The organism is Halomonas sp. AOP12-B1-6 (assembly GCF_052379225.1).
GTDB classification, from domain to species: domain Bacteria; phylum Pseudomonadota; class Gammaproteobacteria; order Pseudomonadales; family Halomonadaceae; genus Vreelandella; species Vreelandella casei.
The window spans coordinates 573,593-599,653 of sequence record NZ_JBQSYK010000001.1; the positions used below are offsets into that span (position 1 = coordinate 573,593).

Below are 26,061 nucleotides of genomic sequence, written 5' to 3' on the forward strand. Positions count from 1 at the left end.
CGCCATTAAAGACGGCGGGCATGTTCTACGGCCAGTGATATCTTGGCGAAATGTGCTACGAATAGCCAAAGCCGCGCGGCATCATGCCCAGGTGATTATCGACCCGAGTAACCCCTGCAATGTTTTCTGCTGCAACAGCTGCTGCTTGCTTCTGCTCTAGCGACTCAACTAGCCCCCAAAGCTCTACCGCACCGCCGTTGACAATCACGCTAATGTTTCCCGTCTGCACACCAGCGTTATGCTCAACTTCTTTTAAAATAGCGTCTCGAATGTGTCGATCATCGGTCGGTGACTGGGTCGGTGCCACTGCCGCATTAGCAACCCCTTGTAGCAAGTTGGCACGACTGACAATGCCTATCAGCTTATCGTCGCGCACGACGGGCACGCGTTTAATGTGATTTTTTTCTAGCAATCGAGCAATATCGTGAAGGGGTGTGTTCTCTTCCACCATGATCGGATTCGGAGTCATCACTTCATGCGCTTTACGGCCGTGCTGCTTAACGTAGTCGCCGGGATCTTTGCCCCCGCTAACCAGTGATAACCACCAGGACTGATTGCCGTCATCATCATTTTTCAATTGGCGCATTAAATCGCCTTCGCTGACAATCCCGATCACCCGTTGCTCACTATCAACAACTGGAACGGCACTAATACGGTGATTGATCAATAGCTGGGCAATTTCGCGCACCTCGGCATCGGGGCTCACACTGATGACTTTTGGCGTCATAATATCAATAGCTTGCATGGCTTTTCTCCTTGCGACAGCTCTAAGATGAACCTTAAAGGCTGCGCCGCAAACGCAGGTTAACCTACCCATTATTTGAGCCTAGTTCGCTCCTCGCGATTTAGCCATGCATTCGCTGTGGTTAACGCTGTTAGTTGCTGCCCTTCATGACCTCGTTCTTGATGACCTCGTTCTTAATGACAGTATTCTCTTCGACTTTTTCAACATCAACAATCCCTGAGCGACTGACCACAACCTTCCAGCGGGCAAGGTAGGGCGAGTCTTCGCTGCCGGTTTCTCGAACGACGAGGTTAAATAAATGGCGACGCTCAACGCTTTCACGAACCGCTTGGCCATCTTTCAGGCGGTATATGTGGTGCTTTCCTTTATTCATTAATCGAGTAAGCATTGATATATCGAGATTCAGCGTTTCACGGGTATGTTCGTAGCCGCTTAAAAAACGAGTGGGCGACATACGCGAACTTGAACGATAGTGCAGCACCATTTCTTCACGCTGGGCGACCGTGCGGCGGCGCATCTGCTGAATGTCGTCGCTTAACGAGGCGAAGCGTTTGTAATCAAACCACTCTAACTGGCGGCCTACCAAGGCATTACGAGTAGGATCGAGATACTGACGGCGCCACTTAGGCCGTCCTTTGCGCAGCAGCCGCCAGAGGGTGTTGCGCAAATCGTCTTTGAACACTTCCCGCATGGCGTAAAGAAGCGCCATGGCCAGCACAAACAGCGCCGTAATATCGCCTACCACCTCACGCACGCGTAATACACCCAACGTTACGCATGCCATCACCACGGCCGTCGCCAGCGCCTTAACCGCTTTTTGCTCACCGCCACCCAGCTCTAACGCCTGCTGTTTAAGCGTGATGGGGTGCTCGATTAGGCGGCGCAGCAGGCGCATTTTATTCGACATTCGAGTGGGATCAGCCATCACTCGCTCAGCGTTATACTCCTGCTCGCGACGATACTCATCCTCACGATGGCATACGCTAATAAAGCGCCGACGGCTTTCGGTAAACTCACCGCCACGAGGCATGTGCGCTACCAACGCCAACAGCTGCTGCTCAGTAAACCAAGAGAGATAATTATCAATATTAGCAAAGTACTTATATAAGCTTTCATCGCTGGGCTGATTGCGCCGCAGCCGCTTAAGTATGCCATCGCTTAAATCGATCATTTCATTCAGCTGGTCGCGTAAAGCGTTGGCGCTTTCGTGCACCTCACTGTTCTCTTCTCGCTCCTCTTGGCGGGCATGGCGCAGCTTATTGGCACTGACCAACATCATCTGAGTGGTGCGCTCCATCGCCACCACGTACTGATAAGCATATAAACTCAAACTCAGCCGGTAAGAGTCACTGCCCAAACGGTTTCGGCTGGCGAGACGGCTATGCACCAGCGGCAGCAGATATTCGTCACTATAGTAGGTGCGCGACACATTAATTGCCGAGTGGTAAAACGCTTCCTCGGAGATGAGCTGGGTACTTAATCCCAGCTCGCCAGGTATGAAAAGATAAACATCGAGGTTATGCGATGTCTCTTCCTTAAGCCGCCGAGTAAGGCGCAGCTGAAAGCTATTTTTACGCTCAACGTTGATCACTTGCGCTCCCCCCCGACGTCAATGCTCACTACGATAATATTGAGAAGCTAAAGCCACATCTCCAGGATCCTCTGCATTTGGCGAACGGGCGCCACTGCACCTTTGCATAACAGATACCCGCTATCGCCGTGGTTACTCATCGCCGTGTTCGCCACTGGCGCTGGTATAGGTATTGCTATGGGGCTCGCCTTGAGCCTGGGGTTTGTGACGATGTGACGCCGCTCGCTCAGACGTCTTATCGTTTGCCCGCTCCCGTTCATCTTTTTGCGTTTCTGCCGTGGTAGGCAGCGGTGCGGGCTGGGGCGGCGCGGGCTTTTTACGCGAGCTATCTGTGTCCTCTTCGCCGCTAGCTTCGATGGCAAAGTCAGTACCGGTTTCATCCTGACGACGGTCTTCAGAGCGCGCTTCCATACTGACGCTAAGACGCGGGATGCCCAGGTCAATCGCCTGAGATTCCATGCGCTGTTTTAGCAGCAGGTTAAATGCCCGGGAAACATCCCACTGCATTTCTGGCGCCGTACGAAAACGCATACGCAGAATAGGACAGCCATCTTCGAAGCCCTGCACCCCCTGCATCTCAAGCGGCGACCAGATGTAATGGCGCATCATCGGATCTTTACGCAGCTCTTGGGCGGTCTCCTGCATCAGCGTAATCGCATCGTCGATCTTCATATCGTAGGGAATTCGGATACGCATTAATGCGATACCGAACTGGCGCGACATATTGTGAATCGATTCGATACGGCTAAAGGTGATGATATGCACGACACCGTCTAGATCGCGTAAACGCACGGTGCGCAGCGTTAGCCCTTCGACCGTTCCCATATGATTATTGATCTTAACGAAGTCATCTACCGCTAGCGAATCTTCGATCAAGATAAAAATACCGGTAATCAAATCCTGAACGAGGGTTTGGGCACCAAAACCAATGGCCAAACCGATCACACCCGCACCGGCCAGTAGCGGCGTCACATTGACGCCTAAGTTGGCCAATCCAGAAATTACCGCAATAATTAAAATGATGACAAAAATGACGTTGCGAATCATCGGTGTGATGGTTTGCGCCCGCGCCTGATTAACGCGCCGCCCGCGCGAACGCGCAGAGGAGGTAAGCGCGCGCTGAATTGCCGTGTCAGCCAGAATCCATACCAGCCACGCAAGCAGTACGGTGGCACCCAGGCTGACCAGCGCTTGACCAATTCGGGCGCTGGCAACGGCTTGCTGGCCAAGACCAAACAATGACCCACCCCACACCTGCATGGAAAGTTCGGCAAACACCATCCACGAACAGATATGCGCCAACACAAAACCAAACCGCTCTAGGCGCTTACGGTACTGGCTGTAGCGATGGCGATGACGGCGTTTCCCCATCCGTTCCGACTGGCGTCGCAGTAGCCCCGTAATGACTAATGTGAGCACCAGCAGGCTGGCTGAAATAATCGAACGTGCTAGCGCGGTACCCACATCGCCAACGGTAATAAAAATAGCCAACAGGGAACCGCTCACCAGCAGCAGCGCGGGAATATGCCATAGGCCGCCCAGCGAGCGAATCATTTCAACGGCCGTACTGGCATCGCGGCGCTGTTTAAACGGGCGATTGCAAATCAGATGGCGCACGGGACGTTTAAATTTAACAATAAACCGCACGGATAGTAGCGCCGCCAGCATATTGGCAAGCACCGATACCAGACTCGACAGCTCACTGCCAAGCAGCTCTACCAAGCGTGTAGAGTTAACCGCGTCACCGAGCGCAATCAATGCCCCAATCACAAACAGGCCACGCAGGGCCTGCTGCTGGAGCAGCTGAACAGCGGTAAAACGATGACCGCGGCTGAAAAATGCCACCACCGTTTCAAACACCACCGACAGCGCTCGACCGCACAGGCAAATATACGCCACGACTAATACCATCGTTCGCCCTGGACTATCAGGCAGCACCTGGCCAATCCCTAGCGTGATGGCAAAGGCTAGCGCCCAGGGCAGCATGCGCCGGAAAAAATGTATCGCCAGTAGCCTGCCTTTCGGGTCACGAGGTAGATCCAACGGCCAATGGCGGCGGGTTGCCAGCATCCGCCCAAAAGCTATCATCACCACCAGAAGCCCTGTCCAGATAAGCGCCAGCACCGCGCCCTCAGCCACGGCTCGAATGATCTCACCCTGATCAGCATCATCGTTAAGCGCGCGTAAATCGTCAGCGCCCCGCGACAGTTGGCGCGACCACTCATCAAGGGGAGAATTGCCGGCTTGAGCTTGATCACCAAGATCGCTTAGCGTATCTGCAAGCGCGCCAAGCAGGCCTTGGCGCAAAATACTGTCTTCCTCATTGGCAGCATCCGTGGTGATCTGCAGCTCGCGCAGCGACGCCAACAGTTGGGTCCGCTGCTCCTCGTTTTCGAGCATGCCGATAACATCGTTTAACGAGCTCTGAAACTCGCTCCCGCTAACGTCGGCTTTTTCCTCATCAGCGCCGCCGCCCAAACTTGGCAGGGACACCATCTGCGCCTGAGCCTGCATGGCAGTCACGCTGATCAGCACAAAGAAGACGATGCTTATTATCGTGTGGGTTAACCGGTGCTGTCGCACGCTTTACTCCTGAAAATTAGTCTGAATAGCGTCCTGCTGACCTTCTTCATCCGCATTGAGTACGCGCAGCCTCGACGCGTGTCTATGATAGGCTGAGCACCTAAACGTTCACCTCAAGGATGCTGAGATGACGCTACAAGCTCCGCCCAACCGCTTAAACAGCCATGGAAAAAACCGGCATGTTGGCGTCGAAATTGAATTTGCTGGCCTACCGCCCAGCGACACAGCGCTGATCGTACGCGATCTATTTGGCGGGGAGCTTAACGTGGTAAGCCCTCACCGGCTACTAGTAGAGGCTACTCGCTGGGGCCAATTTGGTATCGAGCTAGACACTCAGTACGCTCACCCTGACCAATCCTTGTTTGAAGACCCTAGCGCTCTCGACAACGAGTGGACGCGCCACCGGCAGCAACGCCGCATTGAGTTTCACCAGAAAACCCGTGAGCTGATTGGCGACATGGTCACGGGCCTAGTACCGACAGAGATCGTTGTGCCACCCGTGCCCTGGAATGAACTCGAAGCGCTAGACACGCTATTTGAAACTCTGCGCAAGCACGGTGCGAAAGGCACCGATGCAAGCCTAATGTATGGGTTCGGGCTGCATCTTAATCCGGAAGTGGCGCATTTTGACGTCGGCTACCTGCTCGCCATGCTGCGGGCCTATATGCTACTTGCCAGCTGGTTGCGCGACGACATCAAAATCGACATTACCCGGGAAATACTGCCTCACGCCAACCCTTTCCCTAAAGAATACGTGCTGAAAGTGCTCGATAGCCACTATTCACCCGATCTTGACACGCTGATCAATGACTATCTGCACTACAACCCTACGCGTAATCGCGAATTGGATATGCTGCCACTATTCGCCTATTTACGCCCAGCGCATCCGCATGCATTGCTGCATGCCAAGCTCACTAAATCGCGCCCTACCTTTCATTACCGGCTGCCTAATGCACAGCTTTCACAGCCCGGCTGGGGCTCGGTCGTTGAATGGAACCGCTGGGTCGAGGTAGAAAAACTCGCCGCCAATGCCGAGGTACTGCTGGCACGGTGCGCCGAATATATCGCCGATCAAAACCGGCCGCTGCTAACGCGTGTAAAAGCAAAGCTGGCCCGAGGATCAAAAAAACTGGGCCACTGGCTTCACCGTAAGCGTTAGAGCGCTACCTTCTTTAATTTAAAAAATAGCGAGTAACTATCGGCATGTCTCGACCGCTTATCGGAATCACAACGTCTGATCAAAAAAGCCAGCTAGCCTGGTGGTTTGATTGGTTTGCCGTCTGGCGCCATGGCGGTAAGCCGCTGCGCCTATCGCCCGCGCGCGCTTTACCGAAGAGCCTGGATGGCTTGATCATTGGCGGCGGCGACGACATACAGGCCTACCTCTACGGCGCAGAGGTACAGCTGGATGTGCGCCTTGACCCCGCGCGCGATGAGCTAGAGCTTATGCTACTGGAACGTTTTATTCCGTTACAAACGCCGGTACTAGGCATCTGCAGGGGGGCGCAATTAATCAACGTGCATCTTGGCGGCACGCTTGATCCTGACATCTACACCACCCATGAAGGCTTAAAGCGGCGCCGTACCGTGCTACCCCGCAAAACCGTCGACATTGTCGGCGCAAGCAAGCTACACCGCTTGCTGGGAGTAACGTGGTGCCGCGTCAATAGCCTGCATCATCAAGCCGTTTACCAAGCTGGACGGGGCATTGATATCGTCGCTCGCGACCGCGATGGCCTAGTGCAAGGCATCGAGTCTCGTGAGCATGACTTTTTGATTGGCGTGCAATGGCACCCCGAATGGCTGATTTTCAACCGCCCCCAGCAGCGCTTAATTCGCGCACTGGTGGCGGCATCAAAGCGCCATTCTAGCCGGTGCGGAAAACAGTGCGAGTAGCGTTACTACTTGAGAACCGCTAGCGCAGCGCTGTAGTCAGGCTCGTTTTTCAACTCACTCACCAGCTCGCTGTGTAGCACCCGGTTATCGGCATCCAGCACAACTACCGCTCGGGCGCACAGCCCTTCCATCGGACTATTGCGCAGTGCAACGCCCCAGGCCTCAAGAAATTCGCCGTGGCGGAAAGTAGACAGTGTTTCGACGTTATCTAATCCTTCAGCACCGCAAAAGCGCTTCGCCGCAAAAGGTAAGTCGGCAGACACAACCAACACCACGGTGTCAGCAAGATTAGAGGCCAGCTCATTAAAGCGGCGTGTGGACATTGCGCAGGTGGGGGTGTCTACGCTGGGAATAATGTTGAGCACTTTACGCTTGCCGGCGTAAGTCTCGAGCGTGACATCCTGCATGTCAGTATTGGTAAGCGTCATCACAGGTGCCACTTGGCCTTCAGCGGGCAGCGTGCCAGCGACATCCATAGGTTCGCCTGCGCGGGTAATCTGTTGCATTGCTTACTCCTTGGGTTATTCAGCTAAATAGGGTGAGAATGTCTCGGGCCTCACTGACAAACCCACTAGAAAGCATTGATGATAAGCGCTATCGTCACGCCTTTGCAGACTTGCCGTTAGCGTATTTGTTCAACGCTGCCGGTTTATCTTACTGAGGTTTTGGCATGGCCTGTGTACTAATTGTTAAAACTGGCGACGCTTTTCCAGAAGTGATCGACCAACACGGTGACTTTGAAACGCTGTTTGAAAAACAGCTCAGCACCGCCCTGCCAGAGCATTTGACGCTGCGGGTTTGGGACGCACGGACCAACACACCCGCGCCCTCGGTGGGTACGCTGGCCGCCATCGTTATTACCGGCTCGCACAGCATGGTGAGTGACGCCGAGCCCTGGAGTGAAGCACTCAAGCCATGGCTTGAAGAAGCGCTCGCCAACGATACGCCCATGCTCGGCGTTTGCTATGGCCATCAGCTGATGGCTGCCGCGTTTGGTGGCGTGAGTGACTATCATCCGGCTGGCCGAGAGTCCGGCACGCGCACCGTGCGGCTCACCCAGGCAGGTCAAATCGACCCCTTGTTTCGCCACCTTCCGGAACGCTTTGCGGCGCACCTTACTCACGCGCAGTCGGTTATACAGGCGCCACCTGGATCTACCGTGCTAGCCCATAACCACCACGATGCTCACCAGGCGCTGCGCTACGGGCCGCGCCAGTGGAGCGTGCAGTTTCACCCTGAATTCACCGCCCCCGTGATGCGCGCCTATCTTGAACGCCAGCGCGAGGCGCTGCGCGACCAGGGCGAAGAACCCGAAGTACTACTAGCGAACGTGGTTGACTGCCAGGCATCTTCAAGCCTTCTCCAGCGGTTTTTAACCTTCGTATAACTCCGCAGCACGACTCACGACTGACGCTCATCGCGCCGGGAAGCTAAACGATCCGCCAGGCGCGTTGGCTCCGGTAGCTTAGTGCGGCCTAAGCAGCGCATTACCCAGGCAAGCGAGGTTTCCAGCGTCACCCGGTGCCCTGGCGACACATAGACGGGCTTGACCTTGGCGCGGGAGCGCACGACGGCACCGATCGTCTCGGCTCCCGCGTAAAGCGGCACCCAGTCGCCGCGCTGCTCGCCCACCTCCGCATGCTTTCCACACAGGCGTGACTTGGCAATACCAATCGTGGGCAAATCAAGCCACAGCCCTAAATGCGCCGCCACGCCTAAGCGGCGGGGATGAGCAATTCCCTGGCCATCCACCATCACTAACTCAGGCTGCACGCTGAGCATTGCAAAGGCCCCTAGCGCCGCTGGAACCTCACGAAACGACAGCAAGCCAGGAATATACGGCATGCGCGTGGGCTCGCGATAAACCACTTGCTCAACCACGCTTAAATCTGGCGCAGTGGCCGGGTCCCATTTCAGCACGACCACCGCCGCGCGCGTCGTTTCGCCGCCGTCTTCAAAACCGATGTCAACTCCGGCAATGTGCGAAACCGGCGCTAGCCGATCTGACGTTTCTAGCCGCTCAGCCAGCTGTGACTGCAGCGCCCTCGCCTCCCTTGGCATAAGGTTCCAATCATGAAGCGGTGCCAGCATGGCGTCCTCCTAACGTGGTAAAGAATAGCGTGATGCAGGACAGCGTAGTGAGAGAGATCGTGGTGTGAGATATCGTAGTGAGAAATAGCTAAAGCAGCAAAAAAAACGCCCCCGCACCAGGAAAGGTGCGGGGGCGTTATGAGCGTCTCAATTGCCGCTTAGCAGCCGTTGATTAAGCCTTACGTTAATTAAGACTCACGCTAATAAAGACTCACGCTAATAAAGACTTAGGCGCGTTCGCGACGACGAACCGGCGCATCGCCTTCATCACGACGGCGGCGCGGTGCGCGCTCAGCCGGTGCGCTGTCTTCGCTGATTTCTAGCGGACGACCGGCTACACGAGCACGTGCCATCTTAGTAAGAATCGTTGCAGGCAGGCCGCTTGGCAGCTCAACCACAGAGAACGCGTTGCGAATATCGATACGGCCGATACGCGCGCCTTCAATGCCACCTTCGTTAGCCAAAGCGCCAACTAGCTGGCCCGGCTTAACGCCATCTTTATGACCAACGGAGACGCGGTAGCGCGTCATGCCTTCGGTCGGGGCGCTGTTGCTAGTACGCTCACGGCGAGCACCCGGCTTACCGGCAGGTGCGCCGTCACGCGTCGGACGCTCTTTGCGCGGCGCCTGAAGACGACCAATTGGCGCTTCATCAGCACGCGCCATAGCGGCAAACGCACAGGTCAGCTCGATCGGATCATGGCCTTCTTCAATAAGACGCTCAATCAAAGCACGCTGTTCTGCGGCGCCTTTGGTTAAAGAGGCGATAACGCGATGATGGAAGACGTCATCACGATGAGCGCGGATAGCCGACTCATCAGGCAGCGGCATTTCAGCCATTTTCTGACCGGTTGCCTGCTCCATCCAACCGACTTTGCGGCCTTCACGGAAGCCAGCAAAGGTAATCGCGATACCGCTACGACCAGCGCGACCGGTACGGCCGATACGGTGCGTATAGGCTTCCGCATCTTGGGGCAGGTCGTAGTTGATGACGTGAGTGATACGCGATACGTCTAGGCCACGAGCCGCAACGTCGGTAGCAATCAACACATCAACTTTGCCACGCTTCAAGCGAGTAATAGTACGCTCACGCAGGCTTTGATCAAGGTCGCCCGAAAGCCCAGCAGCGTTAACACCGCGTGCAGTCAGTTGCTCAACCAGGGTAGTACAGGCTGCACGAGTACGAACAAAGACGATGGCCCCATCGACCGGCTCGACTTCAAGAATACGTGACAGGGCTTCTAGCTTGGCGCCGCCATCAACGCGCACAATGCGCTGCTCGATGTTTTCGCCAGTCGTGGTGCCAGATTCAATCGCCACTTTCACGGGGTTAACCAGGTAGCGGTTAACGATGCGCTCTATTTCTGCCGGCAGCGTAGCCGAGAAGAACACGCGCTGTGCATCTTTAGGGGTATCGGCAACCACGCGTTTTACGTCGTCGATAAAGCCCATGCGCAGCATTTCGTCGGCTTCGTCCAGCACTAGCGCGGATAGGCCATCCAGTTTCAGGCTGCCGCGATCCAGGTGATCGATAATACGACCCGGTGTACCCACAACGACTTGTGCGCCACGCTTAAGAGCGCCTAGCTGCTCACGATACTCTTGGCCGCCACACAGGGTAGCCACTTCGAGGCCTTTCAGGTTTTGGCCGTACTTACTAAACGAGGCAGCTACTTGCTGAGCCAACTCGCGGGTCGGTGCCATGACCAGCACCTGTGGCTCGCGACGCTGGAGTTCCAGGCGCGATAATAGGGGTAAAGCAAACGCAGCCGTTTTACCCGTACCTGTCTGAGCTTGGCCCAGCATGTCGCGGCCTTCAAGCAGCGCAGGAATGGTTTGTGCCTGAATCGGTGAGGGTACTAAATAGCCCTGTGATTCAACAGCAGACAGAACGGCAGGCAATAGAGCCAGATCACCGAAGCTCGGCGAGGCGACAGAAGTCGAGGTCATTAATCACACCTTGGTAGGCCGGTAAGTACCGGCAAAAAACATCATAAGCGTCTCTGACTCTGTCATCGCGCAACGACCTTAACAAAATGGTCGTTGTCGAAAACAGGCACCGCCGTAGCGGTCGTAGCCATCAATGGAGTCGGAGACGCCGGTCGCACCTAGCATCCGGTTAGCAAACACCGCGTTTGCGGGCCAACCGTTGTGGCGACCTTCTGCGCCGATTTCACCCGTGTGGTGAAATACTGGAGGCGCGCCATCTACACAGCAATGAACATCAAGCAATTGGCTAAATGTTCCCGCAAGCGATACTGCTAAGTAGCTAAGCAGGTAAACGCTTATCGTCGTGATGGAGGGGTCAACACATGCGAGGAGCGCGCATCCTAACACCGCATTTTGCTCCTGACCAGCACTTTTAACTTGCACCACATTGAATCAACCACTTGCACTTGTGTACATTTCGTCTAACATATTAAGTGTTCAGTCAAGTTCAAGACTATCAAGGAGTGAGGCGATGAACTGGGATCAGATTGAAGGCAAATGGACAGAAATGAAGGGCAAGGCTCGTTCAAGCTGGGGCGACCTTACCGACGATGAGCTTGATCAGATTGGTGGCAAGAAAGATCAGCTGGTCGGCAAGCTTCAGCAAAAATATGGCCTAGCGAGAGAAGACGCAGAACGTAGAGCCGATGAGTGGGCTGAGAAGCAATAGTCACCTGAACAAACCTGCCAGCACTTAAGAACTGTGTTTTAAGAACGTGGTTTTAAAAATGATGCTTTAAGAGCAGTGCGTTAAGACAGTCAAATTTTTGTCACACCATTATAGAGCACTAATAAGCACAGCAGCTTATTACTTATCGTAGCCACATGGAGAGATGCTATGCGTAAAACTATTCTGACAACCGTTATCGGTACAGCCCTACTGGGAAGCGTTGCTATGAGCGCCCACGCTTCAAGTGAGCCGCAGGGCATGTATTCTGCCGATAATATTCTTGATGCAGAGGTTTATTTTGCCGGCGGTTCCGGTGAAGAAATCGGCGACGTTGAAGACATTCTGTTTGACGAGGAAATGCGCATCACCGCACTGGTCATTGAAAGCGGTTCCGTACTCGGGCTAGGTGGTCGTGAAATCGTCGTCGATACCGACTACTTCACTCTTGAAACCGATATGGAAAACGATGGTGATACGGAACACCGCGTCATGATCAGCGCCAGCCAGGAAGAAGTAGAAGCATTTCCTGCCTACAACCATGACTGGTGGGAGCAGACCAAAGCTAGCGCCCGCGATGCTTGGGAAACTACCCAGGAAGGTGCACAAAGCGCTTGGCAAAGCACTCGTGAAGCAGTCAATCCTGACGAGTAATCACACCAGCACGGTTTTTCATTGGATTTGAGCAAGCAAAATACGCCTTGAGCCTCCAGTAAAAACCGTAGTGATAGCAGCTCGTTAACACTAGCTCGTTAAAAGGGCCGCCCCATTTCATTGGGGCGGCCCTTTTCTATTACTGCGCCCGTCGTCACATTACCAAGCTATTTGTGCCTGACGCCCTGCCCTGGCAAACGCTCTCGATCATGGGGCTGCTGAAAATCGAGCAGCGGGCCAGCGGGGACAATACGGGTTGGATTAATCGTATCGTGGCTGTAATAGTAGTGGCGCTTGATATGATCCATATTGACCGTCTCGGCCACGCCCGGCCATTGATAGATTTCCCGCACATAGTTGGCAAGGTTGGGATAATCTGCGATGCGCTTAACATTGCACTTGAAGTGGCCGTAATAGACTGCATCAAAACGCACCAGGGTGGTAAAAAGGCGAATGTCAGCCTCTGTTAACCACTCCCCCGCCAAATAACGCTGCGTGCTTAAGCGTGCCTCCATCCGTTCCAGCGCTTCAAATAACGCTTTCACGTGCTTTTCATAAACGTTCTGCTCGGTGGCAAAGCCTGATTTATAAACCCCATTATTGATGTGGTCGTACACATCGGCGTTAACTTCATCTATAACGCTACGCAGGTCCAGTGGATAAAAATCTAAATCGTTGCCCGTTAGCTCATCAAAGGCATGATTAAACATGCGCAGCAAATCCGCAGACTCATTATTGATGATAGCGCTGCGCTGCTTATCCCACAGCACAGGAACGGTGACTCGGCCAGTGTAGTGCGGGTCGGTCATCGTATAGAGCTGGCGGTGAAAGTCGACGCCATTGATTGGGTCGCCGCTGGCCCCCTCATCCTGACGATAAGTCCAGCCATCCTTAAGCATCAGCGGGCTAACATGCGACGTGCCAATAAGTGGCTTCAACCCTTTTAGCGTACGCATAATTAAAGCGCGGTGCGCCCAGGGACACGCCAGGGACACATATAAATGATAGCGATCTTTAGCTGCTGGATAGCAGCTACCATCCGTTTCCGGCTGGTCGCCCACCCAGTCGCGCAGCTGGGCTGATTCGCGCACGAATTCCCCGTTATTCTTTTTGGTGTCGTACCACTGATCGTGCCACTCGCCATTGACTAATAGTCCCATGGGGCGCCTCCTGAAAGTGTCTTCAGGTAATGGACACATTACCTTGCATCTATTCAGCATACGCCCGCATCAGGGATGCTCAAGCGGATGTTTTAGGGCTTTTCATTCGACTGAGTCGAATCCTGCACGGCGCACTCACTGATCACCGCTTGCTTTAACGCAGTGGCCATCGCATGGGCAGCAGGCCCGGCACGATCTCGGTCACGGAAAATGAGCTGAACCGGCACCTCGCGCACTCCACCTGCGGGCAGCGGCAGCGGCTTCAACTGACCGCTTCGCAACTCGTCAGCGATACGCGTTTCAGGCATCCACGCAAAACCCAAACCACGCCGGAGCATATCCAGCGACGTATTTAGGTGGGTGACCGTCCAGCGCTGCTCGGCTTTCAACCAGCCAGCGTTCGTCGATTGGCGCAGCGCTGAGTCGCGCACTACAAGTTGGCGATACTGAGCTAGATCGCGCAAGTCAAGCAAACGGCCTAGCTGATGAAGCGCATGCTGGGGATGTGCCACTGCGATAAAGCGCACGGTTACCAGTGGTTCACCCAAAAAACCCTGGGCATCAATGCCCGAGACCACAAGATCAGCCCGGCCATCGTAGAGCATTTCTACGCCACCATTGAGCACGCTTTCGTGCAACTGAACACGCACTTGAGGGTAGGTTTCAGAAAAGCGCTCTAGCGCTTTGGCTTGGGCATCGGCGGGAAACACCTGGTCGATAGCGACGACGATCTCCGCCTCTAAACCAGCAGCGAGGCGAATGGCAACATCCTCAAGCGAGGCCGCGCTTTCAATCAATTGACGTGCGCGCCGAAGAAGCAGCTCACCGGCTTCGGTTAAGCGCACTTGGCGACCAATGGGCTCTAACACTTGAACCCCTAACTGCTCTTCTAACTTATGGACGGCATGATTCAACGTGGAAGGGCTCTTGTGCACGGCTTCTGCCGCACGCGCGAACCCACCATGATCAACCACGGCAGCCAACATTTGCCATTGTGAAAGCGTTACCCGGGACATTTCGATTTCCTCGACGCAAAATAGCGAAACACTGCGTTTAATATTCGAAAAATATGACTAGAATGCCAGGAAACGCTCCGCAGTTCTGCAACCTATATGAAAGGCTGGCTAATCATGGCCAACGTTTGGCACCCGGCCATCTTTTAAACACTCATGCTTGCCCGCATAAACCCGACTTGTAGTGCTGGCTGGCGCTAACGCTGTCATCCTTTTACTGACCTATCGGCACTAGACTAAAGGATGAATGCTATACATTTGTTGTATTAATACTTTTAAAAAAAATGTTTTCGTATATGATCGAATGACGCTATTTAATTAGCTTTTCTCAGTTACATTTATTTGCAAACAGCGTTCACTAATAGACTTTTCGTGCACATTGTTTGCATTTTTATATTTAAGTACGTTTTATGTATAGGCATACAGTCTATGCACCCCCCTCTGCATGGGGTATGGTTCCGGGTATATATATTTTTTTGTCATCTTTTAATCACGAACTCGGCGGTCCATTTACCCATGTTGCGAATCCTCCATTCGCTGCCTCGCACGCACAAATTATTACTGTTACCCGTGGCTACTATGGTCACAGTGCTAGGCACACAGAAGTTAGTCACTACTTATCATGATCTAAACCAGTCATATACACCGTTAGAAAGCGTGCTAGTGCCGCTGCCTAGCGATTCGGCACCGGGCGTTCCTTCATTAAGCCAAGAACGCACCCCGGTGGCTGAAGCGATCGATCGTGCCTCACGCGCCCTCGACGCCACCCGCGGAAACATCCCTCTCAGCGATCTAGCGGTTACTGAGGTCGTTGATCTTGACGTCATTTCCAAGGCCGAAGCTGATATAGCTAGTCAGCCGACGCTGGTCAGTAATCTAGCCGCCGTTAGCACCATTACACCCAACACAGTAGCGCTGGGTGTATCTTCGCTTGATAGCGGTGCCCTGCACATGGCAGTGGTCGTTGGCACGTTAACGAGCGGCATGTTGGACGTAGATAGCGCATCTTCAATGGAAATTGCCGATGCCACCTCGTATGAAGACTATGGCATTGAGCTATTCGATGACGTTTCGTTTCTGAATTTAGAACTAGCGGCAGAAGAGCCGTTTGTGCCCGTATGGAAAACGCATATTGTTGAATCCGGCGAAACATTCGCCGTGCTGGCGCAAGATCAGCTAGGCCTTGGCTATAGTGAAGTGCTCACCCTGCTTGAAGACTTACCCGATCAGCGCTTGTTAACCAACTGGCGCGCCGGGCATAGCTTTGATTACCAGTTGGATGAAGACGGCCGTTTACTGTCGCTACGCATGATGAAAAACACCCGCGAAGGTGTCATGTTAGAGCGTGATGCCGACCAGTACGCGATTACCGCTATTGAGCGTCAGGGTGAACCTGTTCAACGCCTTTATGCGGGTAGCGTCAGCGGCAGTTTTGCACGTTCGGCCCAGGCCACCGGCTTAAATAGCGGCTCAGTGACTGAATTAACCAAGATACTTGAGAAAAAACTCGATTTCCGACGTGACAGCCGTCGTGGTGACCGTTTCCAAGTACTGGTTGAGTCAGACATGATTGATGGCGAAACCCTTGAATCTCGCGTATTAGCCGTTAAGTATGACGGCGAACGCATGGATTTGACCGTGGTACGCAATCTGAACGACAACAACTTCTATACGCCCGAAGGTGGAAGTCTGGATCCTGCGTTCGCGCGCCATCCCTTTGATGGCAGCTACCGCTTAAGCTCTAACTTCAACCCCAACAGAAAGCATCCCATCACGGGGCGAGTCAGCCCACATAACGGCACCGATTTTGCTATGCCCATTGGCACGGCGGTTCTCGCCCCCGCGAACGGTCGCGTTGAGCGCGTTAGCAACCACCCTGCTGCCGGGCGATATATTGTAGTTCGACACGACAACGGATACCGCACGCGCTACCTACACCTTTCTAGCCAGCTGGTTAACCAGGGCGACCGCGTGACCATGGGTGAGCGTATCGCGCTTTCCGGCAATACAGGCCGCAGCACCGGCCCGCACCTGCATTATGAAGTCATCGTTAATAATGCACCGGTAGACGCCCTGACCGTTAGTCTTCCCGAGAACAGCAGCTTAAGCGGCGATACACTGGTCGCCTTCCAGAGCCAGGCAGAGCCAATGCTGGCCACGTTGGAAAGCGGCGAAACCGGCCCGGTTAGCGTTGCGAACTACCAGCAAAACGATGATTAATGTTTATATTGACTAACAAGGCCTAGATGAACAGCAAGGGCCTTGCTAGCCACTAACTTACTAACGCTGATAATACAAAACACCGCCCAATTGAGGCGGTGTTTTGTATTGTACTGGATACCCAGATATTGCTGAGGCCATAGTTAGCTTGAGGGTAGCGCACGCTGTAACGCCGTCAGCAGTGTCGCATCGCGTCGATAGATATCAGGCCTAAACTCTACCTCTCCCTGCTCATTCGGCCAGGCGGTTAAATAATGCAGCGCCACGGGTATCCGCTGAGCCAGGCTCACATTGCGATCACTGCCCCCACTTAGCAGGCTGCTCATTTGATAACGGCTGCCGGTATCTTGCAGCAACATCTGCGCAAGCTCGGCCACCCCCTCGACGCGAATGCAGCCGGAGCTTAACGCACGCTGGTCGCGCCGAAACAGGCCGCGGGCAGGCGTGTCGTGTAAATAGATCATGTCGTTATTAGGAAAGCGCACGACCACGCGCCCTAGCGGGTTACCCACACCGGCCACCTGGCGCAACATAACGCCGCCTGGGCGCTGCCAGTCAATCTCCTCAGCAATCAGCGGCACGCCCGCTGGGCTAATCACCTGAATATTTTGACGCGCCAAATAACCGATATCCGCCCGCACGCGAGGCAATACGTCCTCACGCATAATAGTGGGCGGTATTGTCCAAGAAGGATTAATGGTTAGATGACTGATCGCCGAGTGGATAATGGGCGTTTCACGGCGTGGCGACCCTACCACCACGCGCGCATCCCACTGCTGACCATTAGGACGCACGTAGTGCATTCGGTAGCCCGCAATATCGACCCACACACGCGGCTCGGCAAACTGCATTGGACGTATCCAGCGCGCGCGCTCTAAGTTGACACGCAGCTGATCAATACGCGTGGCAACCGATGTATTTAACGCCAAGCGCGTTTGCTCACCGACCACCCCATCAGCTTGCAATAAGTGACGCCGCTGAAAGCGTCTCACGGCCGTTTCCAGTGACGCATCAAAAAGGCGCCGATTGGTTGCCGTGCCCTGCACTCCAATCAGTGGATAAGCACCGCTGTCGGCTGCCAATAAATCGGTATCGCCCCAGAGAGCTAAGCGCTGGCGAAGTACAACGACATCATCTGTTTCGTCGCCTGGGCGGAGTGACTCCTCCCGCGCGGCCAAGTAAGGCGTGCTGCTCAGATCAGCCAACTGGTAATGTTGCTTTAAGGCATCGCGCAACTGCTGATATTCAGCCGATGAGGGACGGGCCAGCGCGATAGCGTCTTCCAGCTTATTATCCTCAATGGCATGCACAACGCGCAGCAGTGAGTATCCGCGCGCGGCGCGCGGCGCGTCCCAATGGGGCTCAACATCCCGCGGGTCGACCTTGCCACGCTCTACATGATCCAGCGCCAGCAGCAGCGACTGGGTTGCCTTGATATCAAATGCCGCCTGCGCCGACACTCCTAAGGTCTGGCTACGATGAAATTCATTGAGCAACGTGTCGGCGTGATAATCCATTGGCGCCAAGCCGTCACTTTCCAAGCCATTCAACGCAGCCACCAACGACTCAACCGTTAAGACAGCCTGCCAAACCGGCTGACCGTCACGCAGTTGATAAAACTCGGCAATGGGTAGATGCTGCTCTTCGGCAGTGATTAGTTGCTGCGCTAACGCTTGCTGCAATGGCGCTGAGTCTGCATATGCACTGTTAATACCTAAAGCATTGTGGGTAAGCGTTAGGCACAGGGCGGTTCCCAGCGCCCATCGTTTTAGTGGCTGCATCTCGTTCATCGCTCTCTCCTTGCGTTACTATCGCGTTCCACACTAGCCGCCCCGTCTTTTTATCTTAGTCGGCTGTGGTCATCATGACTGATATTGTTTGCAGGATCGATTTATATGGCGCTTCGTTTAAAACTTATCATGCTGCTATGTTTTCCTTTTTTAGCATTATTTACATTACCGCTATACGCCGCCGGCTTCTTTGCTCAGGTTGCCTCAACGCCGCCTCCCGGCGTGCCACCGTTACAGCATCAGTTGCTGCAGCTGGCTCCTCAGGCAACGCATCAGGCGCTGCGCTTGGCTGCCCAAGCACTTAACTGCGCGGCACCGAATGCCGAGCGTCTGGCGGTGATCGACTACTCGCTGCCGTCTACCGAGCCACGTCTGTGGGTATTTGATTTGCGCCAGCATCAACTGCTCTTTGAAGAGCTGGTTTCACATGGTCAGGGCTCCGGCGACATGCAGGCGGAAACTTTCTCCAATACGCCTGACAGCCACCAGTCGAGCCTGGGGCTATTTCGTACGATGAACAGTTACTACGGCAGCAACGGCTATTCACTGCGTTTAGAAGGCCTTGAGCCCAACGTCAATGATCTAGCGTATGAACGCGCCATTGTCATTCACGGCGCGGACTACGTGAGCGATGCCTTTATCACTCAAACGGGCCGGTTAGGACGCAGTCATGGCTGCCCGGCCGTTCGTGAAGATGTGACGTATCCGCTCATCGACAGCCTTAAAGAGGATCAGTATGTTTTCGCCTATTATCCCGATGCCGAGTGGCTGGCCACCTCTGCCTTTCTAGGCTGCACAGCGGCCAACGATCAGATTGCTCGCCGCTAAGCTCGCGGCATGTGCGCACCAATAGCATTTCGTTTTCACGCACGGCCTATGCCATGCTGCCCCCACAGCAACTCTATTTTTTATCAGTTCTATTTCTTCATCCGTCGCAATGGGAAACAGCATATGACCAACGTCAAAAAGCTAGACCTCGCCTTACAAGGTGGTGGCGCCCACGGCGCTTATACCTGGGGAGTGATTGATCGCCTGCTGGCGGATGATCGCATTGAAATAGAGGGCATCAGCGGCACCAGCGCCGGGGCAATGAACGGCGTAGTCATGGCCGATGCGCTGACCCGAGGCGATAAACAAACCGCCCGACAAGCGCTGCACGACTTCTGGCAAGCGGTCAGCCGCGCAGGTATGGCCAGCCCCATTCGCCGCTCCCCCATGGATATGCTGACCGGCAACTGGAGCCTTGACCAATCGCCCGGCTTTGTCGCCATGGACTTATTAAGTCGCGTATTGTCGCCCTACCAGCTTAATCCGCTGAACGTTAATCCGCTGCGCGACATAGTGGCCAGCCATATTGATTTTGAGCGGGTTCGACAATGCCAGCAGCTCAAGCTATTTATCACGGCGACCAACGTGCGCACGGGAAAACAGCGCGTGTTTCGCCGCGAAGAAATGAGCGTTGATGCGGTAATGGCCTCGGCCTGCCTGCCCTTTATGTTCCAAGCCGTAGAAATCGATGGTGAGGCCTACTGGGACGGCGGCTATATGGGCAATCCCGCCCTGTTTCCGTTAATGGAAGAGTGCGGTGCGCGGGATATCCTTCTCATACAAATTAATCCCATTAGCCGCGATGAGATACCCACCTCCGCCTCGGCGATTATGAATCGCCTTAACGAAATCACGTTTAACTCAGCGCTGATAAAAGAGATCCGAATGATCGCGCTGCTTAAGCATGCCCTTGAAGAGCAAGGTATTACAAACTGCTATCAGCAGGCACTGTTTCATCGCATCAGCGGTGAACAAGCGCTTGAAGAGCTCTCCGTTTCCAGTAAATCCAATTCTGAGTGGGCTTTTTTATGCCACCTCTTTGAACACGGCCAGGCCGCCGCCGAACGCTGGTTGAGCGAGAATTTCGACGCTATTGGCGACCACTCCACGCTGGATATAGATACGGTTTATCTGAATGAATAAGCAACGCCACGAATAGGCTCGCTCATATATTTTCAACTTGCCCCTACTGCTAAGCACCAAGATGCCGCAGAGCTGATATCGCGTGCCCAATCATGCAGCATAGTGATGGGATTGATCCGCTTCAAACACCTTTCTAAAAAAATAAGATTATGATTTTTAAAAATAAATAGGCAACTGGCAAACTACCTGCATAACTCCTACCAGTGGTGGTAGGCGTGGACCAGGCCCAACAGGGTACGAGTGCGTCGAAACTGACCTTCAATGATGAAGGCATGTTCTCGTCAATTGTTTGCGCGGCGCGGTTTTGATCAGCGTTGTGTAACAAAAAACTCGTTTTATGCCCTGTGAGGCCATCATGGACATTCGCAATAAAGCCAACCGCATTCGACTGTTTAATTTTTCCACACCGCAAATGCGCGCTTTTCACTTCTCATGGTTCGCGTTCCATATCTGCTTTTTCGGCTGGTTCGGCATCGCCCCCCTAATGGCGATTGTGCGTGAAGATCTGTCACTCACCCAAACACAAATTGGTAATACGATTATTGCCTCGGTCGCCATTACGGTGATTGTTCGGCTAGCAATTGGCATCCTTTGTGATCGAATCGGTCCACGTAAAACCTATACCGGCCTGCTGCTGTTAGGCGCCATCCCCGTGATGGGCATTGGCTTCGCCAATAGTTTTGAGACATTTCTGCTGGCACGCTTAGCCATTGGTGCCATCGGCGCTTCGTTTGTGATCACGCAATACCACACCACGATGATGTTCGCGCCTAACGTAGTGGGAACCGCTAATGCCACCAGCGCGGGCTGGGGCAACTTGGGAGGTGGCACCACACAGATTTTGATGCCTCTCATCTTCTCAGGCCTGCTGATGCTAGGTGCTAACGAAGCCTTCGGCTGGCGATTGGCGATGATGGTGCCCGGCGTGGTCATGCTGTTTACCGGCATCGGTTACTGGCTGTTCACCCAGGATGCTCCCAACGGCAACTTCAGTGAGCTGCGCGCACGAGGCGAGCTACCGGAAGCCACCGGTGAAAACGGCGCCAAGCAAAGCTTTCTAGCCGCGGCTAAGGATATACGTGTATGGGCGCTATTCGTTGTCTATGGTCTCTGCTTCGGCGTCGAACTGACGATTAACAATATTGCGGCGATCTACTTCTTTGATAAATTTGATCTCACTTTAGCCACTGCGGGCCTGATCGCTGGCTTATTCGGGCTGATGAATATTTTTGCCCGCACGCTAGGCGGCGTCTTCTCGGATCTTTTCGCCAAGCAAAACGGTTTAAAAGGACGCGTACGCTGGCTGTTTATCGCCCTCATTTTCGAAGGCATTGCGCTGGTGGCGTTCTCACAAATGCATGTATTGAGCCTCGCCATTGGCATCATGTTGGTGTTTAGCCTGTTTGTACAAATGGCCGAAGGTGCCACCTACGGCGTGGTGCCCTTTATCAATAAAAAAGCGCTGGGTGCGGTAGCGGGCATTGTCGGCGCGGGCGGTAACGTAGGCGCAGTGGGTGCAGCGTTCCTGTTTCGAAGCGAGAGCTTGAGCTATCAGCAGGGCCTGTTCTATTTAGGGCTTACGGTGTTGGCGCTGGCATCCTGTGTATTGCTGGTACGCTTTAGCGACGCCACCGAAGCCGAAGAGGCTAAAGCCTACCGCGATGCGGTGGGCGATGAAGTAGGCGCAGGCGCGCTATCATTGCGTTAAGCGCTTTTAAATACACCCCTGCGCTTCACAGCGATGAGGGAGTCATGACTTTAAGCGGTACGCTACCAGGGAAAACTCTATGTCTTCAGCGCAGCAGCTGCTACTAACCGCCATCCGTTGCGATATCGATAGCCTCTCCCACCTTGCCACTACCGCTGATATTGTCGGTGACATTAGCCGCTTTATTCATATGCTACAGCGTGAGCGTGGCGCCTCCACGGTCTATCTTGCCTCTCAAGGACAGCGCTTCAAAGCACGTCGCGATAGCTACCGCCAGCACAGCGAGCAGGCTGAAACGCTAATGCGTCAGCGGTTGGAAGCGCTTAGTCAAGAGGCTCGTCCACAGGCTGCTGCTCGCCTATTGCGCCGTATCGCCGCCGTTTGGCATGCCCTTGATGAACTTGGCACGCTGCGCCAAGCCATTGATACGTTTTTGATCTCTCCCGATGCCGCGACCCAAGCGTTTAATCAGTTGACCAGTGGGCTGCTAGCGATTGTCTTTGAAGGCGCGGACACCTCCATTGATCCCGACATTACCCGCAGCCTGGTGGCTATTTTCCACTTAATGCAAGGCAAAGAGCTGGCTGGCCAAGAGCGCGCCTGCGGTGCGTTTGGTTTTACCCATGGCCACTTTGATGAAGCACACCGCGCCTTATTAAATCAGCTAGTGGCTGATCAAACGCGTTGTTTTGATACCTTTTTGGAATTTGCCACGCCCGAAGCTCAGCAGGCTTGGCATACCGAATGCTCGCCACGTACGCTATCGGGCATCTGCCATCTACGCGACATCGCCTGCCGCCCCTCACCCAGCGCGCAGCACCCACCTAGCGACAACGCCAATACGCTGAGCGAAACCTGGTACGAGCTCACGACGCTGCGTATTGATTCAATGAAAACGGTCGAAGAAGCGCTTATCGCTCAGCTAAGCACCCTTTGTCATCGCAAAATCGCTCAAGCCAACGCTGCGTTAGCGAAGGCTAACATCATGCCCTTTCGCTACACGCCCGCCCCCTGCGAACAACTACTAGCGCTAAATGACGCCCAGCCACTCGGCAATTTGACGGCCGACGCGCTAACGTCACCGCTAGGACGCTCGCTGATTGAACTGACCCAAGCCCAGGCGAGCCGCCTGCAAGGGCTTAGCGACGAGTTGGAAAATACCCGTAAAGCCCTGCGTGAGCGTAAACTGATTGAACGCGCTAAAGGCCTGATCATGGCACATCAAGACATGAGCGAAGAGGAGGCCTATCGGTTTTTACGTAAAACCTCGATGGATCAAAGCAAAAGTATGGCGGACATGGCCCAAGCCATTTTGGATCTCTCGGCCATGCTCAAACGCAAAGAAGAGCACCGCTCCCGTTAGGCCGACATAAGCTGGCATCGCATCACGTGGAATAAGCTTATGTTTGCAGGATGACCTCTCCTTGGCCATGCTAAAGGCCACCTGTTTAATCCAGCAAGGAGTGCAATCCTATGCATCACGGCGTGCTATTGATTACCGGCGCATCAAGCGGCATCGGAGCAGCGACTGCTCGTGCCGCCGCCAGGGAAGGTTACAAACTGGTATTAGCGGCTCGCTCTAGTGACAAGCTCAGCGCACTCGCCCAAGAGCTAGGGCCAGAAAATGTGCTGCCCTATTCACTTGATGTCACCAACATGGAGCAACAGCAGGCGATGGTCGAGCAGGCTATCGAAACCTTCGGTCGGTTAGATGCCGTTTTTGTCAACGCTGGCCGCGGCGGCTCGCCTGGTGGCTTTAGTGGCGCTGACCATACCGCTTGGCGAGAGATGATCCTGACCAATGTCTATGGCGCAGGCCTCACCATTCAGGCCTGCTTACCGGCCCTAAAACGTAGTAAAGGACAGGTAGTTTTAACAGGCTCCTCAGCCGGTCGCACCACCATTCCCGGTTCGATGTACAGTGCGACTAAATGGGCTATAACAGGCATTGGCTATAATCTGCGCGAAGAACTTCGTGGCACCGGCATGCGCGTCACGCTGATTGAGCCAGGGATGGTCGACACGCCGTTTTTTGACGAGCCGCCGGAGCATGCCCTTGAAGATCGCGATGTCGCCAACGCCGTCATCTATGCGCTGTCACAGCCTGCTCATGTGGACGTTAATGAAATACTCATTCGGCCGACGCCACCCGTCGAGTAAGCGCTATTCATGCAGCAACGTTGCAAATAGGATGCTTATCGGGGCTCAGCAATGGATCATGCCTTGTAATTGGTCGGCACTGACCGCATAACGTGATATTACCAAGCGCGCTAAGTAATTTTGCACTCCACGCGCCCACGACGTCATATGCAGGTGAACCATGAGCCAACTCGCCAATACCGCCCTCTCCGTGCTGGACTTAGCCCCGATACGCCAAGGCGGTAGCGCCGCTGAGACTTTTCGCGACAGCGCGGCGCTAGCACAATTAGCCGAGCGGCTGGGCTATACCCGTTACTGGCTAGCCGAGCATCACAACATTGCTGGCATCGCCAGTGCCGCCACCGCTGTGTTAATCGGCCACGTCGCCGGGCAAACCTCGACGATCCGCGTAGGCAGCGGCGGCATCATGCTGCCGAATCATCCACCGCTGGTGATTGCCGAGCAGTTTGGCACGCTGGAAACGCTGTATCCTGGCCGTATTGACCTAGGTTTAGGGCGTGCCCCTGGCTCTGATGGCGCCACCATGCAGGCCATGCGCCGCAATGCCCATGCCGGCGTCGATGACTTTCCTCAGTTACTCAATGAGTTAAGTAGCTACTTAGCTGACGCCGAACCTCATCAGCGCGTTAAAGCCGTTCCCGGCCAGGGAACACATGTGCCGATATGGCTGCTAGGATCTAGCGGTTACAGTGCGCAGCTGGCAGCCAAGCTTGGCTTACCTTTTGCGTTTGCCGCCCAGTTTGCACCGGGCTATTTATTTGAGGCTTTGCGGCTATATCGCGACAACTTCCGCCCTTCCGAACATCTTGCCAAGCCCCATGCGATGGTTGGCTTACCCGTGATGGCGGCTGAAAGTGATGCGATGGCCCACTACCTAGCCACCACCGCACAGCAGAAGTTTCTTAATCTAATTCGAGGCAAGCCTACTCAGTCGCTGCCACCGGTTGAACAACTAGATTGGTCACCGGCTGAGCAGGCTCAAGTTAGCCAGTTTTTAGGCGCGGCGATTATTGGTGGGCCTGAGACAGTGAAAGCCGAGCTGGAAGAGTTTCAAGCACGCACCGGCGCTGATGAGTTAATGATTAATAGTGACTTTTTTAATCATTCAGATCGCTTGCGCAGCTATGAAATTGTCGCCGAGGTCGCTCGCTGATCGCTTAGCCGTTGCTTAGGTATTCGCTAGACATTCGATAACCAATAGGCTTTAAACCAGAGGGCACCGCTAGAAAGCTTATGACAACACTCACCTTCACGCCGATGACAGAAGATGATTTCGCCGTCTTTTGGCCAACGTTTCAAGCGATTGTCGCGGCACAAGAAACTTACGCGATTGAGCCCAGCATCAGTATCGAGGCGGCGCGCCAGCTATGGCTTAAAGCACCTAAAGCCAGCGTGGTCGCCAAGGATGCCAGCGGCCAACTATTAGGCGCGTACTACCTAAAAGCCAATGCTGCAGGCCCCGGTGATCACGTATGTAACTGTGGTTACATGGTGGCCCCCGCCGCGCGGGGCAAAGGCGTTGCACGGGCCATGTGCGAGCATTCCCAGCAGCAGGCACATCAGCTAGGTTTTCTAGCGATGCAATACAACGCGGTGGTGGCGACTAATGAGGTTGCCGTCGCGTTATGGCAAAAACTCGGATTTAGCATTGTCGGCACGGTTCCCAATGCCTTTCGCCATGCGCAGCTTGGTTTTGTCGATACCCACGTGATGTATAAAGTGCTGCCAGGCCACTAAGGTCTGCCGCTTCTTGGCGATTCTTTACCCAGTCAAAAGTAATGATGAGATCTAAGCAAAGGCCGCGCACATTAAGCGGTTTTCCGG

The 26,061-nt window shown here is 54.3% G+C and carries 23 protein-coding genes; 13 read left to right on the forward strand and 10 right to left on the reverse strand.

The features are described from left to right. Positions 1 to 55: 55 nt before the first annotated feature. The 3 genes from ACT3TR_RS02645 to ACT3TR_RS02655 all read right to left on the reverse strand — a co-directional run bounded on the left by ACT3TR_RS02645 (position 56) and on the right by ACT3TR_RS02655 (position 4,850). Positions 56 to 745 (reverse strand): CBS domain-containing protein, encoded by a 690-nt coding sequence (locus ACT3TR_RS02645; protein WP_444624587.1) that lies wholly within the window; start codon positions 743 to 745, stop codon positions 56 to 58. 130 nt (positions 746 to 875) lie between these two features. Next, positions 876 to 2,336, reverse strand: a complete 1,461-nt coding sequence (locus ACT3TR_RS02650; protein WP_442352079.1) for a hypothetical protein — start codon at positions 2,334 to 2,336, stop codon at positions 876 to 878. 132 nt (positions 2,337 to 2,468) lie between these two features. Further along, the gene (locus ACT3TR_RS02655) at positions 2,469 to 4,850 is read right to left on the reverse strand and encodes a mechanosensitive ion channel domain-containing protein (protein ID WP_444624773.1); all 2,382 of its coding nucleotides are present in this window, start codon (positions 4,848 to 4,850) and stop codon (positions 2,469 to 2,471) included. 196 nt (positions 4,851 to 5,046) lie between these two features. Between ACT3TR_RS02655 and ACT3TR_RS02660 the strand changes: the two genes are divergently transcribed. Together ACT3TR_RS02660 and ACT3TR_RS02665 are read left to right on the forward strand one after the other, a co-directional pair. Further along, positions 5,047 to 6,078, forward strand: a complete 1,032-nt coding sequence (locus ACT3TR_RS02660) for an amidoligase family protein (protein ID WP_444624586.1) — start codon at positions 5,047 to 5,049, stop codon at positions 6,076 to 6,078. Between the two features lie 44 nt (positions 6,079 to 6,122). Further along, positions 6,123 to 6,815 (forward strand): gamma-glutamyl-gamma-aminobutyrate hydrolase family protein, encoded by a 693-nt coding sequence (locus tag ACT3TR_RS02665; protein ID WP_096281710.1) that lies wholly within the window; start codon positions 6,123 to 6,125, stop codon positions 6,813 to 6,815. A gap of 5 nt (positions 6,816 to 6,820) precedes the next feature. Here ACT3TR_RS02665 and tpx read toward each other — a convergent pair whose 3' ends face one another. Further along, a complete protein-coding gene (gene tpx / locus ACT3TR_RS02670) occupies positions 6,821 to 7,321 on the reverse strand; it encodes a thiol peroxidase (protein ID WP_096281713.1) in 501 nt (166 codons plus the stop codon). A gap of 164 nt (positions 7,322 to 7,485) precedes the next feature. Between tpx and ACT3TR_RS02675 the strand changes: the two genes are divergently transcribed. Then, on the forward strand, positions 7,486 to 8,202 hold the full coding sequence (locus ACT3TR_RS02675) for a glutamine amidotransferase (protein ID WP_444624585.1): 717 nt from the start codon (positions 7,486 to 7,488) through the stop codon (positions 8,200 to 8,202). Between the two features lie 14 nt (positions 8,203 to 8,216). Here ACT3TR_RS02675 and nfi read toward each other — a convergent pair whose 3' ends face one another. The 3 genes from nfi to ACT3TR_RS02690 form a co-directional block, all read right to left on the reverse strand. Beyond that, positions 8,217 to 8,906 carry a deoxyribonuclease V gene (gene nfi / locus ACT3TR_RS02680; protein WP_444624584.1) on the reverse strand — a complete coding sequence of 230 codons (690 nt, stop codon included), beginning with the start codon at positions 8,904 to 8,906 and terminating at the stop codon, positions 8,217 to 8,219. A 227-nt stretch (positions 8,907 to 9,133) separates the two neighbouring features. Beyond that, entirely contained in the window at positions 9,134 to 10,855 is a 1,722-nt protein-coding gene (locus ACT3TR_RS02685; protein ID WP_096281719.1) for a DEAD/DEAH box helicase, read from the reverse strand. A gap of 78 nt (positions 10,856 to 10,933) precedes the next feature. After that, on the reverse strand, positions 10,934 to 11,242 hold the full coding sequence (locus ACT3TR_RS02690; protein WP_444624583.1) for a hypothetical protein: 309 nt from the start codon (positions 11,240 to 11,242) through the stop codon (positions 10,934 to 10,936). A 124-nt stretch (positions 11,243 to 11,366) separates the two neighbouring features. Between ACT3TR_RS02690 and ACT3TR_RS02695 the strand changes: the two genes are divergently transcribed. Both ACT3TR_RS02695 and ACT3TR_RS02700 read left to right on the forward strand, forming a co-directional pair. Next, complete coding sequence (locus ACT3TR_RS02695) at positions 11,367 to 11,564, forward strand: CsbD family protein (RefSeq protein WP_096281721.1); 198 nt, start codon at positions 11,367 to 11,369, stop codon at positions 11,562 to 11,564. Positions 11,565 to 11,732: 168 nt separating this feature from the next. Further along, positions 11,733 to 12,215 carry a PRC-barrel domain-containing protein gene (locus ACT3TR_RS02700; protein ID WP_096281723.1) on the forward strand — a complete coding sequence of 161 codons (483 nt, stop codon included), beginning with the start codon at positions 11,733 to 11,735 and terminating at the stop codon, positions 12,213 to 12,215. A 167-nt stretch (positions 12,216 to 12,382) separates the two neighbouring features. On the opposite strand, the gene ACT3TR_RS02705 is transcribed toward ACT3TR_RS02700, so the two are convergent. Together ACT3TR_RS02705 and ACT3TR_RS02710 are read right to left on the reverse strand one after the other, a co-directional pair. Then, a complete protein-coding gene (locus tag ACT3TR_RS02705; RefSeq protein ID WP_444624582.1) occupies positions 12,383 to 13,375 on the reverse strand; it encodes a glutathione S-transferase family protein in 993 nt (330 codons plus the stop codon). 92 nt (positions 13,376 to 13,467) lie between these two features. Next, entirely contained in the window at positions 13,468 to 14,391 is a 924-nt protein-coding gene (locus ACT3TR_RS02710; protein WP_096281727.1) for a LysR family transcriptional regulator, read from the reverse strand. Positions 14,392 to 14,904: 513 nt separating this feature from the next. Here ACT3TR_RS02710 and ACT3TR_RS02715 point away from each other — a divergent pair. Next, positions 14,905 to 16,608 carry a peptidoglycan DD-metalloendopeptidase family protein gene (locus ACT3TR_RS02715; RefSeq protein WP_441685285.1) on the forward strand — a complete coding sequence of 568 codons (1,704 nt, stop codon included), beginning with the start codon at positions 14,905 to 14,907 and terminating at the stop codon, positions 16,606 to 16,608. 143 nt (positions 16,609 to 16,751) lie between these two features. Here the strand turns inward: ACT3TR_RS02715 and ACT3TR_RS02720 are convergent, their stop codons facing one another. Further along, positions 16,752 to 18,398 carry a L,D-transpeptidase family protein gene (locus ACT3TR_RS02720; RefSeq protein WP_444624581.1) on the reverse strand — a complete coding sequence of 549 codons (1,647 nt, stop codon included), beginning with the start codon at positions 18,396 to 18,398 and terminating at the stop codon, positions 16,752 to 16,754. 105 nt (positions 18,399 to 18,503) lie between these two features. Between ACT3TR_RS02720 and ACT3TR_RS02725 the strand changes: the two genes are divergently transcribed. The 7 genes from ACT3TR_RS02725 (at position 18,504) to ACT3TR_RS02755 (ending at position 25,974) form a co-directional block, all read left to right on the forward strand. Next, positions 18,504 to 19,226 (forward strand): murein L,D-transpeptidase catalytic domain family protein, encoded by a 723-nt coding sequence (locus ACT3TR_RS02725; protein ID WP_096281733.1) that lies wholly within the window; start codon positions 18,504 to 18,506, stop codon positions 19,224 to 19,226. 123 nt (positions 19,227 to 19,349) lie between these two features. Beyond that, positions 19,350 to 20,369, forward strand: coding sequence for a patatin-like phospholipase family protein (locus ACT3TR_RS02730; protein ID WP_444624580.1), 1,020 nt, complete (start codon positions 19,350 to 19,352; stop codon positions 20,367 to 20,369). Positions 20,370 to 20,724: 355 nt separating this feature from the next. After that, on the forward strand, positions 20,725 to 22,077 hold the full coding sequence (locus ACT3TR_RS02735) for an MFS transporter (RefSeq protein WP_096281735.1): 1,353 nt from the start codon (positions 20,725 to 20,727) through the stop codon (positions 22,075 to 22,077). Between the two features lie 79 nt (positions 22,078 to 22,156). Further along, positions 22,157 to 23,440: a nitrate- and nitrite sensing domain-containing protein gene (locus tag ACT3TR_RS02740; RefSeq protein ID WP_444624579.1), complete on the forward strand. Its 1,284-nt coding sequence runs from the start codon at positions 22,157 to 22,159 to the stop codon at positions 23,438 to 23,440. 110 nt (positions 23,441 to 23,550) lie between these two features. After that, entirely contained in the window at positions 23,551 to 24,237 is a 687-nt protein-coding gene (locus tag ACT3TR_RS02745; RefSeq protein ID WP_444624578.1) for an SDR family oxidoreductase, read from the forward strand. Positions 24,238 to 24,397: 160 nt separating this feature from the next. Beyond that, positions 24,398 to 25,390, forward strand: a complete 993-nt coding sequence (locus ACT3TR_RS02750) for an LLM class flavin-dependent oxidoreductase (RefSeq protein WP_096281741.1) — start codon at positions 24,398 to 24,400, stop codon at positions 25,388 to 25,390. A gap of 80 nt (positions 25,391 to 25,470) precedes the next feature. Further along, the gene (locus ACT3TR_RS02755; RefSeq protein WP_096281743.1) at positions 25,471 to 25,974 is read left to right on the forward strand and encodes a GNAT family N-acetyltransferase; all 504 of its coding nucleotides are present in this window, start codon (positions 25,471 to 25,473) and stop codon (positions 25,972 to 25,974) included. Positions 25,975 to 26,061 lie beyond the last annotated feature (87 nt).